The organism is Rhodococcus sp. GA1 (assembly GCF_024321955.1).
Classification (GTDB): Bacteria; Actinomycetota; Actinomycetes; order Mycobacteriales; family Mycobacteriaceae; genus Rhodococcus; species Rhodococcus pyridinivorans.
Genome location: NZ_CP097186.1, coordinates 3,400,526 through 3,414,521 on the forward strand (window position 1 = coordinate 3,400,526; position 13,996 = coordinate 3,414,521).

General features: G+C 68.3%; 13 protein-coding genes. 8 read left to right on the forward strand and 5 right to left on the reverse strand.

Going from position 1 to position 13,996, the window contains the following annotated elements; genetic code table 11:
• Nucleotides 1-14 precede the first annotated feature (14 nt).
• The 3 genes from M3330_RS15990 (at nt 15) to M3330_RS16000 (ending at nt 4,164) form a co-directional block, all read left to right on the forward strand.
• Complete coding sequence (locus M3330_RS15990; protein WP_064061282.1) at nt 15-1,832, forward strand: dynamin family protein; 1,818 nt, start codon at nt 15-17, stop codon at nt 1,830-1,832.
• Complete coding sequence (locus tag M3330_RS15995; RefSeq protein WP_064256526.1) at nt 1,829-3,292, forward strand: dynamin family protein; 1,464 nt, start codon at nt 1,829-1,831, stop codon at nt 3,290-3,292. The genes M3330_RS15990 and M3330_RS15995 overlap by 4 nt, the downstream gene beginning before the upstream one ends.
• Nucleotides 3,293-3,387: 95 nt before the next feature.
• Complete coding sequence (locus M3330_RS16000) at nt 3,388-4,164, forward strand: MerR family transcriptional regulator (protein WP_255025450.1); 777 nt, start codon at nt 3,388-3,390, stop codon at nt 4,162-4,164.
• Between the two features lie 55 nt (nt 4,165-4,219).
• Here M3330_RS16000 and M3330_RS16005 read toward each other — a convergent pair whose 3' ends face one another.
• Complete coding sequence (locus tag M3330_RS16005) at nt 4,220-5,131, reverse strand: hypothetical protein (RefSeq protein WP_039585586.1); 912 nt, start codon at nt 5,129-5,131, stop codon at nt 4,220-4,222.
• A 388-nt stretch (nt 5,132-5,519) separates the two neighbouring features.
• Between M3330_RS16005 and dnaK the strand changes: the two genes are divergently transcribed.
• The 5 genes from dnaK to M3330_RS16030 all read left to right on the forward strand — a co-directional run bounded on the left by dnaK (nt 5,520) and on the right by M3330_RS16030 (nt 11,290).
• Nucleotides 5,520-7,361: a molecular chaperone DnaK gene (gene dnaK, locus M3330_RS16010; protein ID WP_024101921.1), complete on the forward strand. Its 1,842-nt coding sequence runs from the start codon at nt 5,520-5,522 to the stop codon at nt 7,359-7,361.
• Nucleotides 7,358-8,002, forward strand: coding sequence for a nucleotide exchange factor GrpE (grpE, locus tag M3330_RS16015; RefSeq protein WP_006553027.1), 645 nt, complete (start codon nt 7,358-7,360; stop codon nt 8,000-8,002). Before dnaK ends, grpE begins: the two co-directional genes overlap by 4 nt.
• Nucleotides 8,003-8,034: 32 nt before the next feature.
• The gene (gene dnaJ / locus M3330_RS16020) at nt 8,035-9,207 is read left to right on the forward strand and encodes a molecular chaperone DnaJ (RefSeq protein WP_033096234.1); all 1,173 of its coding nucleotides are present in this window, start codon (nt 8,035-8,037) and stop codon (nt 9,205-9,207) included.
• Nucleotides 9,207-9,611 (forward strand): heat shock protein transcriptional repressor HspR, encoded by a 405-nt coding sequence (locus M3330_RS16025; RefSeq protein ID WP_024101918.1) that lies wholly within the window; start codon nt 9,207-9,209, stop codon nt 9,609-9,611. The genes dnaJ and M3330_RS16025 overlap by 1 nt, the downstream gene beginning before the upstream one ends.
• Nucleotides 9,612-9,754: 143 nt before the next feature.
• The gene (locus M3330_RS16030) at nt 9,755-11,290 is read left to right on the forward strand and encodes an FAD-binding protein (protein ID WP_255025452.1); all 1,536 of its coding nucleotides are present in this window, start codon (nt 9,755-9,757) and stop codon (nt 11,288-11,290) included.
• 80 nt (nt 11,291-11,370) lie between these two features.
• Here the strand turns inward: M3330_RS16030 and M3330_RS16035 are convergent, their stop codons facing one another.
• From M3330_RS16035 to M3330_RS16050, 4 genes are all read right to left on the reverse strand, one after another.
• A complete protein-coding gene (locus tag M3330_RS16035; protein ID WP_006553023.1) occupies nt 11,371-11,823 on the reverse strand; it encodes a hypothetical protein in 453 nt (150 codons plus the stop codon).
• A gap of 96 nt (nt 11,824-11,919) precedes the next feature.
• On the reverse strand, nt 11,920-12,909 hold the full coding sequence (locus M3330_RS16040) for an LLM class flavin-dependent oxidoreductase (protein WP_019291024.1): 990 nt from the start codon (nt 12,907-12,909) through the stop codon (nt 11,920-11,922).
• Between the two features lie 114 nt (nt 12,910-13,023).
• Nucleotides 13,024-13,518, reverse strand: coding sequence for a flavin reductase family protein (locus M3330_RS16045; RefSeq protein WP_016695963.1), 495 nt, complete (start codon nt 13,516-13,518; stop codon nt 13,024-13,026).
• Nucleotides 13,519-13,596: 78 nt separating this feature from the next.
• Nucleotides 13,597-13,986: a nuclear transport factor 2 family protein gene (locus M3330_RS16050; RefSeq protein ID WP_255025456.1), complete on the reverse strand. Its 390-nt coding sequence runs from the start codon at nt 13,984-13,986 to the stop codon at nt 13,597-13,599.
• Nucleotides 13,987-13,996: the final 10 nt, after the last annotated feature.

Consider the following 13,996-nt stretch of genomic DNA (forward strand, 5'->3'; position numbering starts at 1 on the left):
AGTCGACGCAGCCCATGCAGCATTCACCGGATACGCAGCATCCATCCGATCCTTCGAGACGCCGAGCGCTCCTCGACCTGATCGACTCCGCGATCGCGCGATCTCGCAGCGCCAGGCGCAACGATCTCACCGACCGGTTGACGGCCGCCCGTACGAAGGTCTCCGACCCGCGACTGCGGGTGGTCGTCGTCGGGGGTCTGAACCAGGGCAAGAGCCGGTTCGTGAACGCTCTGCTCGGCCTCGAGGTGTGTTCCGTCGGCGACGACGAGACCACCGCGGTCCCCACGCTCGTGCAACACGGGCAGGAGCCGTCCGCCGAACTCGTCCCGACCGGTTCGGCGCCGCGCATCGCCGTGCCCTTCGACGACCTGCAGCAGGTCGCGCCGCGCAGCGCCGGCCGGGACGTCGACCGGCTCGAGGTGAGTGTGCCGAGTCCGCTGCTCGCCGACGGACTCGTGTTCGTCGACACCCCGGGTGTGGGAGGCCACGGAAATCCGCACACAGCAGCCACATTGACGCTCCTGGCCACCGCGGATGCGGTCTTCGTCGTCTCGGATGCGAGTCAGGAGTTCACCGCACCGGAGATGTCGTTCCTGCGACAGGTACAGACGTTGTGCCCGGCGTCGGCGGTGCTCGTCACCAAGACGGACGTGTATCCGCACTGGCGAGCGATCGTCGACGCCGACCGCGAACACCTGCAGCGAGCGGGGATCGACCTGCCGCTGCTGCCCGTCTCGTCCCTGCTGCGCGAGTACGCCCTGCGCACCGAAGACGCCTCGCTGCAGCAGGAATCCGGCTTCGACGCGATCTACGACTTCCTGCGCGAACAGGTGGTCGCGCGCAACGCCGACTCGGCGCGACTGTCGGTGGCGCACGACGTGAAGACCGTCGTCGACCATCTCGCGCTCGGATGCGAGAGCGAACTCGCCGCCCTGCGCGACCCCGACTCCGGGAACGCCGCGATCGAGGACCTGCACCGGGCACGCGCCGCGACCGAGGCATTGCGGACGCGGGCGGCGCGGTGGCAGATCACGTTGTCGGACGGCATCGCCGATCTCGCGGCCGACATCGACCACGACCTGCGCGACCGGCTGCGCACGGTGACCCGCGACGCCGAAGCGTCCGTGGACGACTGTGATCCGGGCAAGGAATGGCCGCGGCTGGGGCAGTGGCTCGCCGAACAGGTCGCCGAATCCGTCGGTGACAACTTCGTGTGGGCGCACGAACGCGCCGAGGCGCTCGCAGGCAAGGTCGCCGAGCACTTCGCACTCGACGACGACTCCTTGCCGTCGTTGCATCTCGGCGACCTGTCGAGACTGCTCGAGCCCGTCGAGAACCTGTCCGATCTCGAATCGGGCCGGATCGGTATCGGTCAGAAGGTACTCGTCGGCATGAAGGGTTCTTACGGTGGCGTGCTGATGTTCGGTCTCGTCACCACCCTGATGGGGATGGCGCTCGTGAACCCGATCTCGGTAGGAGCCGGAGTCGTCCTGGGTACCAAGGCGTATCGCGACGACAAGCAGGTGCGGCTCGCCAAGCGCCGCGTCGACGCGAAGAGCGCGATCCGCGCCTTCACCGACGACGTGAGCTTCCAGGTCGGCAAGGAATCGAAGGACCGGCTCCGGCTCATCCAGCGTCAGTTGCGCGATCACTTCACCGAGATCGCAGAGCAGACACTACGTTCGCTCGACGAGTCGCTCGAAGCGGCCCGCCAGGCCGCGACCGTGCAGGAACAGGAACGCCGCCGTCGGATCGGTGAACTCGACACGCAGGTCGCGGAACTGGGCCGATTGCGCGAGCGCGCCGCGGAACTCGCGGGAGTGTCGGCGTGACCCCGACTCTCTCGCGCGCCCGCGACCTGCTCGACCGGGCACGCGCATCGTACGGCGGGAACCCGGCCGTCGCGGACCGGCTCGACCACTGCGCCGCGCGACTCGATCAGCCGTTGCGGATCGCGCTCGCCGGATCGCTCAAGGCCGGCAAGTCGACCCTACTCAATGCGCTTGTAGGACAGGACATCGCGCCCACCGACGCGACGGAGTGCACGCGCGTCGTCACCTGGTACCGCAACGGACCCGTGCCGTCGGTGAACGCCTGGTACGACGGGAACCGCCGCATGCCGGTGCCCGTGCAGCGTCCCGACGGCCGTTTGACCTTCGACCTCGGCGAACTCACCGCCGACCGCGTCGACTTCATCGACGTCGAATGGCCGGCCAGCGCGCTGGCGCAGACCACCATCATCGACACCCCGGGCACGTCGTCGTTGTCGCAGGACGTGTCGGCGCGGACCCTGGCGCTGCTCACCCCGGAGGAATCGGCCTCCGGTGCCGACGCCGTCGTCTACCTGATGCGTTCGCTCGGAGCCGCCGACGTCGAGTTCCTCGAACGGATCGGCCGGCACGTCGGCGGGGGATCGGGACCGCTCGGCATCGTCGGGGTGGTATCGCGCGCCGACGAGGTCGGTGCGGGTCGTGCCGACGCGATGATGTCGGCGAAGCAGGTCGCGGCGAGGTTCACCGACGAACTCGAACGCACCGGACTGTGCCAGGCGGTCGTGCCGGTCGCCGGGTTGCTCGCCCTCGCCGCACGGACCCTGCGGCAGAACGAGTTCGCGGCCTTCGAGGCGCTCGCACAGGTGCCGGTGGAACAACTGCAGGTCGCGATGCTGTCGGCCGACCGTTTCGCGCGGCCCGACGTCGACCTGCCCGTCGACCCCGGGATGCGGGCACGTCTCGTCGACCGGTTCGGTCTGTTCGGCATCCGCACCGCAGTGCTGCTCGTGCAGCTCGGCGCGCGCGATTCACCGTCCCTCGCCGCCGAACTCGTCGCGCGCAGCGGGCTCGACGAGCTGCGTCAGGTCATCGACGTGCAGTTCGGTCAGCGTGCCGATCAGCTCAAGACCCATTCGGCGCTGCTGGCGCTCGAGCGGGTGTTGCACGCGTGCGGCGACCACGAGCTGCTGGGAGCCGTGCGACGCGAACTGGCCGACGACCACGGCTTCGCCGAACTCCGCCTGCTGGGCAGACTGCGGTCGTCGTCGGTGTCACTGCCCGACGAGGAGGTCCAGGCGCTGCAGCGCGTGGTCGGTGGATCCGGGATCGGCGCCACCCGGCGCCTTGGTCTCGCCGACGACGCGTCACCTGCCGAGATCCGCGCTGCGGCCGTCGATGCGGTGCGGCACTGGCGATCCCGCGCCGAACATCCGCTGCTCGATCCGTTCACTGCGAAAGCCGCAGCGGTGGCGGCGCGCAGTGCGGAAGGGCTGGTCGCGGGAGCCGGCCGACAGATGTGAGCTGTAGCCGAACGATTCGGCTTGCACCTCACGTAACGTGAGGTCATAGCGTCGATCGTGCCGGCGCACGGAGTGCCGGTGGAAGTGGGTGGACGATGCCGGCGACTGGTTCCGGGCAGCAGACACGTTCCGGACAGCACTGGAAGGTGGGGCGTCTCGCAGCGGAGACAGGCCTGACCGTGCGGACCCTGCATCACTACGACGACATAGGCCTCGTGCGGCCGTCGGGTCGGACGGCGTCGGGCCATCGGCTGTACGAGGAGTCGGACGTCGAGAGGCTGTACCAGGTGCTGGCGCTGCGTCAGCTCGGGCTGTCACTGGACGCGATCGCCACGGTCACCGACGGCGACACCTCGCTGTCGGAGATCCTCGACGCGCACTGTGCCTACCTGGACGATCAGCTCGCGGCGACCCGCACGCTGCGTGCGCAGGTCGAGATGCTCTCCCGCACGGTCCGAACGTCGCCGGATGCATCGGTCGCCGACTTCCTTCACGTGATCCGAGGAGTGATCGAAGTGGACGACATCTTCGAAAGGTATTTCGACAAGGGACAGATCGCAGACCTCGCGGAACGACGCGCGATGCTGGGCGACGACGTCATCACGGCGGCAGAGACGTCGTGGCAGGAACTCATCCCGCGTGTCGACGCTGCGCTGAGTTCGGGGATGGATCCGGCCTGTTCGGAGGCCCAGGAGATGGCACGGCAATGGATGGATCTGCTCGAGCAGTTCCACGGCGGCGACGAGGGCCTACGCGACAGCCTCTACCGCATGCACGAGGACAACGCGCAGCAGATCGAGCAGGAGTTCTGCGGGCCGAGTCGCGAACACATCGAGTTCATCACGAAGGCGAACGAGGCGCGATCTACGTAAGCACAGGGACGGATGCTCGATGTCGTCATCGAGCATCCGTCCCCGAATCGTGCAATCAACGTCGACGGGCTCTGCCGGCGGCGCGAACCAGGCGGGCGTGGACGGCCTCGAAGCGGAACAGATCCGCCCACGTCCATCGCACGACCTCGAAGCCCAGAGCCCGGATCGCATCCTCCCGCAGCTTCTCGCGATGGACGGTCTCGGCCGTCGCGCCGGGCTCGTCCGAGCCGTACTTGCTCCTTCCGTCGAATTCCCCGACCACGCCTTCGTCCTCCCAGAGGAAGTCGGGACGAGCGACGAATGCTCCGGAAGGGGTCCGCAGCTCGTGCTGCAGCTTCGGCGCCGGTAACCCCGCCGACCGGATCCGTAGTCGGCTGAGCGACTCGCCGGGACTTTCGCTGCGACCGTCGAGGAAAGCAACGGTCCGCCGGGCAGCGGCGATCCCGTGCCGCATGCCGGACGATGCCAGCGCATCGAGGAGCAGGGGCGCGATATGGGGATGCGCCCGCAGCGCCGCGTCGCCGGCGATGACTGCCGAGTCCACCGACAGTGTTCGTGCCAGGTCGACAACCGTCCGCGCGACGGTCGTGGTGCGCAGACCCGCGACGACGCAGACCTCGTCGGGTTGATAGGTGCACCTGTGTACATGGAGGGTCGGGGTGCGGCGTCCGCTCGACGGCCGTTCGCGGCTGATGTGCACCGGGGAGAGGTCGACGTCCCAGAGAGGAAGGCCGTGCAGCACCGCAGCGGAGACATGGCTGACGACGGCGTCCGGGGTGATCCGTCCCCGTCGCGCCAGTACGCGCGCATGGTGCAGGGTGAGCGGGTCGAGGTCCGCGCCACCGTCGACGTACACACCGCGCGTGACGTTCCGCAGTCGTCCCACACGGACAGCCTGACGGATCTCGTCCGAGGTCGTCCCGCCGGCCAGCAGGTCGGAGCGCAGAAGGAAGTTCGGTTCGTCCATGCAGTGAGGGTCGTGTACGGCGACGACGGACCCGGAGCATCGAAGCCCTCGACCCGACCACCTGTGGATCGACGGGGTCCCTGTGGACAACCCGTCCTCGCGCACCGGTGCGGACAGTGGCGCGTTGTCGACATCGGGTATCGGTCCCCGAATCGAGCAGATGCGACCGATCGAAGTGATGTGCGCCACCCTCGGAACAAAAGTCCACGACCTGCCGTTGGACGAGTCAGACAACTTGAGCGCGTAAGACTCAACTTCACTTGACGGCGTGGACCGCTCGGGTGCAGGCTTGAGTCGACCGCGCTCACCTGAGCCGAACGGGCTCAGGTCGGGCATGGAACGTTTTCGCGGCGCGCACGCGTCGCGGCAGGAACATTGGAGGAAAATTATGGCTCGTGCGGTCGGCATCGACCTCGGAACCACCAACTCGGTCGTTTCCGTTCTGGAAGGCGGCGAGCCCGTTGTGGTCGCCAACGCCGAGGGGTCCCGCACCACCCCGTCCGTCGTCGCATTCGCGAAGAACGGTGAGGTTCTGGTGGGTCAGCCCGCCAAGAACCAGGCGGTCACCAACGTCGACCGCACCATCCGTTCGGTCAAGCGCCACATCGGCACGGACTGGACCGTGGCCATCGACGACAAGAAGTACACGCCGCAGGAGATCAGCGCCCGCACGCTGATGAAGCTCAAGCGCGACGCGGAGGCCTACCTCGGTGAGGACATCACCGACGCGGTCATCACCGTCCCGGCGTACTTCAACGACGCCCAGCGTCAGGCCACGAAGGAAGCCGGCACCATCGCCGGTCTCAACGTCCTGCGCATCGTCAACGAGCCCACCGCGGCTGCCCTCGCCTACGGTCTCGACAAGGGCGAGAAGGAGCAGACCATCCTGGTCTTCGACCTCGGTGGCGGCACCTTCGACGTCTCCCTCCTCGAGATCGGCGACGGCGTCGTCGAGGTCCGCGCGACCTCCGGCGACAACCACCTCGGTGGCGACGACTGGGACGAGCGCATCGTCAACTGGCTCGTCGACAAGTTCAAGGCACAGCACGGCGTCGACCTGACCAAGGACAAGATGGCCATGCAGCGTCTGCGTGAGGCTGCCGAGAAGGCCAAGATCGAGCTGTCGTCCTCGCAGTCGACCTCGATCAACCTGCCGTACATCACCGTCGACGCGGACAAGAACCCGCTGTTCCTCGACGAGCAGCTCACCCGCTCGGAGTTCCAGAAGATCACCGGCGACCTCCTCGAGCGCACCCGCGCTCCCTTCCAGCAGGTCGTCAAGGACGCCGGCATTTCCGTCGGCGACATCGACCACGTCGTACTGGTCGGCGGCTCGACCCGTATGCCCGCCGTCACCGACCTGGTGCGCGAGCTCACCGGTGGCCGCGAGCCCAACAAGGGCGTGAACCCCGACGAGGTCGTCGCCGTGGGTGCAGCCCTGCAGGCCGGCGTCCTCAAGGGCGAGGTCAAGGACGTGCTGCTGCTCGACGTCACCCCGCTGTCGCTGGGTATCGAGACCAAGGGCGGCGTGATGACCAAGCTCATCGAGCGCAACACCACGATCCCCACCAAGCGGTCGGAGACCTTCACCACCGCCGACGACAACCAGCCGTCGGTGCAGATCCAGGTCTTCCAGGGCGAGCGTGAGATCGCGGCGCACAACAAGCTGCTCGGCTCGTTCGAACTCGGCGGCATCGCGCCGGCTCCGCGTGGCGTCCCGCAGATCGAGGTGACCTTCGACATCGACGCCAACGGCATCGTCCACGTCACCGCCCGCGACAAGGGCACCGGCAAGGAGAACACGATCAAGATCCAGGAAGGCTCCGGCCTGTCCCAGGAAGAGATCGACCGGATGGTCAAGGACGCCGAGGCGCACGCCGAGGAGGACCGCAAGCGTCGCGAGGAGGCCGAGGTCCGCAACCAGGCCGAGTCGCTCGTGCACCAGACCGAGAAGTTCATCAAGGAGAACGAGGACAAGGTCCCGGCCGACGTCAAGGAGAAGGTCGAGGCTGCGATCAAGGAAGCCAACGACGCCCTCGCCGGCTCCGACATCAACGCGGTCAAGGCCGCCGTCGAGAAGCTCGCGACCGAGTCGCAGGCCCTCGGCCAGGCCATCTACGAGGCGCAGGGCGCCGAGGGTGCCGCTGCCGGTGACGGCGCGGCCGCAGGTGCCGACGACGTCGTCGACGCCGAGGTCGTCGACGAGCCGAACGATTCGGAGAAGAAGTGAGTGCCGACAAGCCCGAGCAGGAACCGGTGACCGTCACCGACAAGCGACGGATCGACCCTGAGACCTTCGAGGTGCGCGACCCCGCCGAGGAGTCGCGCGCCGAGGAGGGCGAGGTGATCGAGTCGGTTCCTGCGGAGGGCGACGCCGAGAAGGCCGAGCGGACCGAAGGACAGTCGCAGGAGGCGAAGGAACTCGCCGAGCGCACCGCCGACCTGCAGCGCGTGAGCGCGGAGTACGCGAACTACCGTCGCCGCGCCGAGGCGCAGCGCACGGCGATCGCGGAGGAGGCCAAGGCCTCCGTCGCGGCGAAGTTCCTCGACGTCCTCGACGACCTCGACCGGGCACGCGCCCACGGCGACTTGGAGACGGGTCCGCTGAAGGCACTGTCCGGCAAGCTGACCGGTGTGTTCGACAGTGTCGGACTCGTCGCGTTCGGTGAGGAAGGCGACGCCTTCGATCCCGAGTTGCACGAGGCCGTCCAGATGGAAGGCGACGGTCACCACCCGGTGCTCGGGACGGTGCTCCGCAAGGGTTACCGCTTCGGCGACCGCATCCTGCGGCACGCGATGGTGACGGTCACCGACGGCGATCCGGCGGACACGCCGGGTGACGCGCGGTCGGCGGAGCCGGGCACAGAGTAAGAACAAGAAAACGCGAGAGGAGGAGACGCCCGGTGAGCCAGCGGGAGTGGATCGAGAAGGATTTCTACAAGGACCTGGGCGTCTCCCCCGACGCAACGCAGGACGAGATCAAGAAGGCCTACCGGAAACTGGCGCGGGACCTGCATCCCGACGCCAACCCCGGTGACGCCACGGCCGAGGAACGCTTCAAGGCCGTCAGCGAGGCCAACGCCGTCCTGTCGGATCCCGCCAAGCGCAAGGAATACGACGAGACCCGGCGCCTGTTCGCCTCCGGCGGCATGCCGGGGGGCTTCCGTCCCGGCGCCGGCGGATTCTCCGGTGGTACCGGAGCGACCTTCGACATCGGCGACCTGTTCGGCGGTGGCGGCGACGGTGGGCTCGGCGACCTCTTCGGTGGCCTGTTCAACCGCGCCGGTGGCGGCACTGCTTCCACCGCCGGCCGTTCGCGTCCACGCCGCGGATCCGATGTCGAGACCGAGACGACGCTCGACTTCCGCGATGCCGTCCAGGGCGTCACGGTTCCCCTGCGGATGACCAGCCCGGCGCCGTGCACCACCTGCCACGGCAGCGGTGCCCAGCCGGGAACGAGTCCGCGGGTCTGTCCGAACTGCAACGGAAGCGGTGTGGTCTCCCGTAACCAGGGCGCCTTCGGATTCTCGGAACCGTGCGACGACTGCCGGGGCAGCGGATCGATCATCGACAACCCCTGCAGCGACTGCCGCGGTACCGGCGTGCAGAACCGCACCCGCACCATCACCGTGCGGGTCCCCGCAGGCATCAAGGACGGTTCGCGCATCCGCCTCGCCGGTCAGGGCGAGGCCGGTCTGCGCGGCGCCCCGTCCGGCGACCTGTTCGTGACGGTGCACGTCCGTCCCGACCGCGTGTTCGGGCGTGAGGGCGACGATCTGACCCTCGTGCTGCCCGTCAGCTACGGCGAACTCGTTCTCGGCGGCACCGTCTCGGTGCCGACCCTCGACGGCCGCGTCGGGCTGAAGATCCCGCCGGGAACGGCCGACGGCCGGGTCCTGCGGGTCCGCGGACGCGGCGTCCCCAAGCGCGGGGGCGGCGCCGGTGACCTTCTCGTCACGGTGAAGGTCGCGATCCCGCAGAATCTCGACGAGAAGGCGACGGAAGCGCTGCACAACTATCTTCGTGCAGAAGAGGCAAGCGGCTTCGATCCTCGAGAGGGATGGGCAGGTGCGTGATGAGCGAGACGAGAATGCCACGGAATCTGTCACCGGATCCCGATGCGCGCGTCTACGTCATCTCGGTGGCAGCAGAACTCGCCGGGATGCATGCGCAGACGCTGCGTAACTACGACCGGCTCGGACTCGTCACCCCGCACCGCACCAGCGGCGGCGGCCGCCGGTACTCGCCGCGCGACGTCGAACTGCTGCGCGAAGTGCAGCGCCTCTCCCAGGACGAAGGTGTCAACCTCGCCGGGATCAAACGGATCATAGAGCTGACCAACCAGGTCGAGGCACTGCAGCAGCGCGTCGCCGAACTCAACGCCGAGGTCGCCCAGTTGCGTTCGACACGCGGCGATCTGGTGCCCATTCCGCGCAGCAACGCCCTCGTCGTGTGGAAGCCGCGCAACAGGCGCGACTGACCGCACCGCGGTCGAGCGTGACTGATCCGCCGGATCGGTCGAGAACGAAAATCTCCCGCCCAGCGAGACGATCGCCCTGTGGAGCCTCGACGTCTGCCTAGTGTGGCGTGTTCCACACGAACGGTCGACGGAAGGCAACAGTCATGGCGGAGTGGGCGGAAGAATGCGACGTCCTCGTGGTGGGGTCGGGAGCCGGAGGGTGCTGCGGTGCGTACACCGCTGCGCGCGAAGGACTGTCGGTGATCCTCGTCGAGGCATCCGAGTACTTCGGCGGCACCACGGCGTACTCCGGGGGCGGCGGCGTCTGGTTCCCCACCAACGCGGTCCTGCAGCGTGCCGGTGACGACGACACCCTCGAGGACGCACTGACCTACTACCACGCGGTCGTCGGCGACCGCACCCCGCGCGAACTGCAGGAGGCGTATGTCCGCGGCGGCGCCCCGCTGATCGACTACCTCGAGTCCGACGACGATCTCGAATTCATGGTCTACCCGTGGCCCGACTACTTCGGCAAGGCGCCCAAGGCCCGTGCCCAGGGACGTCACATCGTCCCGTCGCCGCTGCCCATCGCCGCCGATCCCGAGCTCAACGAGTCGATCCGCGGCCCGCTCGGCCGCGAACGCAACGGCGAACCCCTGCCCGACATGCTCATCGGCGGTCGCGCGCTCGTCGGACGATTCCTCATCGCCCTGCGCAAGTACCCGAACGTGAACCTGTACCGGAACACCCCGCTCGAGGAACTGATCGTCGAGGACGGAACCGTGGTGGGCGCGATCGTCGAGCACGACGGCGAGCGACGGGCGATCCGCGCGCGCAAGGGCGTCGTCCTCGCCGCCGGTGGCTTCGATCAGAACGACGAGATGCGCGGCAAGTACGGGGTGCCCGGCGCCGCGCGGGACTCGATGGGCCCGTGGTCGAATCTCGGCAAGGCCCACGAGGCGGGCATCGCCGTCGGCGCCGACGTCGACCTGATGGATCAGGCCTGGTGGTCGCCGGGACTGACCCACCCGGACGGACGTTCGGCGTTCGCGCTGTGCTTCACGGGAGGCATCTTCGTCGACCAGGACGGTGCGCGGTTCACCAACGAGTACGCACCCTACGACCGTCTGGGCCGCGACGTCATCGCCCGCATGGAGCGCGGCGAGATGACGTTGCCGTTCTGGATGATCTACGACGACCGGAACGGTGAGGTCCCACCGGTCGGGGCGACGAATGTGCCGCTCGTCGAAACCGAGAAGTACGTCGACGCGGGACTGTGGAAGACCGCCGACACCCTCGAGGAACTCGCCGATCAGATCGGTGTGCCAGCCGAATCCCTGAAGGCGACCGTCGCGCGGTGGAACGACCTGGCCGCGAAGGGAGTCGACGAGGACTTCGGCCGCGGGGACGAGCCCTACGATCTCGCCTTCACCGGCGGTGGGTCCGCGCTGGTCCCGATCGAACAGGGCCCCTTCCACGCGGCGCAGTTCGGCATCTCCGACCTCGGCACCAAGGGCGGTCTGCGGACCGACACCGTCGGGCGGGTGCTCGACAGCGAGGGTGCTCCGATCCCCGGCCTGTACGCGGCGGGCAACACGATGGCCGCACCGAGCGGCACCGTCTACCCCGGCGGCGGCAATCCGATCGGCGCGAGCGCACTGTTCGCGCACCTGTCCGTGATGGACGCGGCGGGACGCTGACACACAGAGGCGGGACGCCGACGCACATACGAACCGGGCCCGGAGGATACGCAGGTATCCTCCGGGCCCGGTCCGTCGTCTCAGGGTCGGGTGACGGCGAAGTCCGCTGTCATGAACGGATATCCGTCCTCTACGGTGGTCGCGACCTCGAAGCGGTGCCGGTTGGCACCGCCGATGTGGGTGCCGTCGCCGTTCGCGACGCCCGTGCCGTAGTTGTTGGCCATGAGCGCCACGGTCGCGTCGCCGGGCATCGTGTAGTCGATCTGGATGCCGAACCCGCGCCGGTCGGCGCTGCTCGCCGAGACCGTCTCGGTGGAGCGGGCCGGCACCACGGTGGCCGGCTCGTCCACCCATGTTCCGTAAGGGTTCTCGGTCGACGTGAGCACCATCGGCGCATCGGTGTCGTTGCGGATCGTCAGCGTGATGGTGGGCCCGTCGGTGGGCAGGGAATCGGCGGCCGCAGTGGCGGGTGCGGTGATCGCCGCTGCAGCGGTCAGAACTGCCGCTGCGACAGCGCGGGTGCGGTACTTCATCGTGCTCCTGGCGGTTGACGACTCGTGGTTCTCAGCCGTGCCTGGCCGGCCGCTGAAGTGTACCCGTCGGTAGCCCGATCCGTCGGTCTTCGGCGATCAGGCCGGGACGAGGTCGCTGACCTGCGCAACAAGCTCCAGCGAACGCAGCCACGCGTCGCGTCCGGGAGCCGACGACACGACGATCAGCTCGTCGGCCTGCGCGCGCTCGGTGAACCGGTCGAGGTAGTCGCGCACCTCCTGCGGCGTACCCACGGCGGTGTACCGAAGCATCTCGAGCACCTGCATGCCGGCGGGGGAGTCGAGCAGCATGTCGATCTCCTCCTCGCTGAACGTGCGCCCGCGTCCGACCATCTGGACGACCCGCGCCCGCTTGGTCGCCTCGAACAGCGACTGCGCCTCCTCGGCGGTATCGGCGGCGATCACACCGACACCCGCGATGACGTACGGCTCCGAGTGGTCGGGGGAGGGCTGGAACTCGCGGCGGTACAGCCGCACCGCGTCCTCGAGGGCCTGCGGCGCGAAGTGCGACGCGAAGGCGTACGGAAGACCGAGCAGAGCAGCGAGTTTCGCGCCGAACAGCGACGAGCCCAGGATGTACAGCGGCACATCGGTGCCCTTACCGGGGATCGCGTCGACTCCAGGGATCCGCGACTCACCCTTCAGGTAGGCCTGCAGTTCGAGGACGTCCTGCGGAAAACTGTCGGCCGACGTCGGGTCGCGGCGCAGCGCCCGCATGGTCTTCTGGTCGCTGCCGGGAGCGCGGCCGAGACCGAGGTCGATGCGGCCGGGATGCAGCGTGGCGAGAGTTCCGAACTGTTCGGCGATGGTCAGCGGCGAGTGGTTCGGCAGCATGATGCCGCCGGCGCCGAGACGGATCGACGAGGTGTGCGCGGCGACGTGCGCAATGAGTACGCTCGTCGCCGACGAGGCGATCGTCGGCATGTTGTGGTGTTCGGCGTACCAGATGCGCCGGTAACCCCACTGCTCGGCGAGCTGGGCCATCTTCACGCTGGCGTCGAAGCTCTCACGGGCGGTCTCGCCCTTGCCGATGTGTGCGAGGTCGAGGATGGAGAGGGGAACGGTCACCGGTAATCCTTCGCGTCGGGGCCCGGTATCGGCCGCCGGGCACACCTTCGGAGCAACCTCGACCGGTGACCGTCTATTCCCTCACCCGTCGTTCCGCATCGCCGACGTTCGGTGTCACCGCCGTTCGAAACCGCCGTAGGTGCCCTGGAAGAACAGGAGCGGACCGCGGGAGTGCAGCGACGTCAGCCCCGTGACCCTGGCCAGCACGATCGTGTGGTCGCCGGCCTCGTACTCGGTCTCCACGGTCGCCTCGACCCGCGCAAGGGCTCCCTCGAGCGCCGGAGCGCCGTTGTCGCCCGGCTCCCACCGCACCCCGCGGAACTTGTTACCGCCGCTCACCGCGAACGCGCCGCACAGGGTGCGCTGGCTCTCGGACAGGACGTTGACTGCCAGGGTGCCGACCTCGCGGATCTTGGGCCAGGTCGTCGACGTGCGGGCGGGACAGAACGAGATGAGCGGCGGGTCCAGCGAGACCGACACGAACGACTGGCATGCGAATCCGAGGGGTTCGTCGCCGTCGAGCGCGGTGATCACCGTGACACCCGTGCAGAAGTTGCCCATCACGTCGCGGATCCGTCGGGGATCCAGTACCGCGTGTTCCGCTGTCATCGAAGCTCCAATCGATCGGCGTTCGTTCCAGTGTCCGTCACCGTGGCGGGGGCTGGCGAACCGTGCCCCGTCCACCGGTCAGCGAACACGCATGTCGCTCGGTGCCCAGACCGCCCGCATGCTGGTGATTCGCCCCTCGTCGTCGAACGTCATGATGTCGATGGGTTCGATCTCGTAGGTCTGCTCGCCCGCCTTCGTGACCACACGGAAGTGGAAGGCCGCGGTCGACCCGCCGATCCGGAGCGTGAGCAGTTCGGTGGTGTTCTCGGTGGCCTCGACACCCTTGTAGAACTCGGCGATCGCGGCCCGGCCCACGCGCGGTTCGCTGCCGACGGGATCCTCGAGGGTGGCGTCGTCGGCGTAGAGGGCGGCGATGTCGGCGCGCACGCCTGCGGCCACTGCATCGAGATAGGCGTGCACGGTGGTGCGGATGCGCTGAGTGCGGGCGTCGGTGTCGGAAACGGTCACGGTCGCTCCT

Bases quoted from the DNA above. Each gene is read 5' to 3' on its own strand.
- M3330_RS16025 (WP_024101918.1), top strand. From the start codon at position 9,207: ATGAGCGAGACGAGAATGCCACGGAATCTGTCACCGGATCCCGATGCG.
- M3330_RS16000 (WP_255025450.1), top strand. From the start codon at position 3,388: ATGCCGGCGACTGGTTCCGGGCAGCAGACACGTTCCGGACAGCACTGG.
- M3330_RS15990 (WP_064061282.1), top strand. From the start codon at position 15: ATGCAGCATTCACCGGATACGCAGCATCCATCCGATCCTTCGAGACGC.
- M3330_RS16035 (WP_006553023.1), bottom strand. From the start codon at position 11,823: ATGAAGTACCGCACCCGCGCTGTCGCAGCGGCAGTTCTGACCGCTGCA.
- M3330_RS16030 (WP_255025452.1), top strand. From the start codon at position 9,755: ATGGCGGAGTGGGCGGAAGAATGCGACGTCCTCGTGGTGGGGTCGGGA.
- M3330_RS16005 (WP_039585586.1), bottom strand. From the start codon at position 5,131: ATGGACGAACCGAACTTCCTTCTGCGCTCCGACCTGCTGGCCGGCGGG.
- dnaK (WP_024101921.1), top strand. From the start codon at position 5,520: ATGGCTCGTGCGGTCGGCATCGACCTCGGAACCACCAACTCGGTCGTT.
- M3330_RS16045 (WP_016695963.1), bottom strand. From the start codon at position 13,518: ATGACAGCGGAACACGCGGTACTGGATCCCCGACGGATCCGCGACGTG.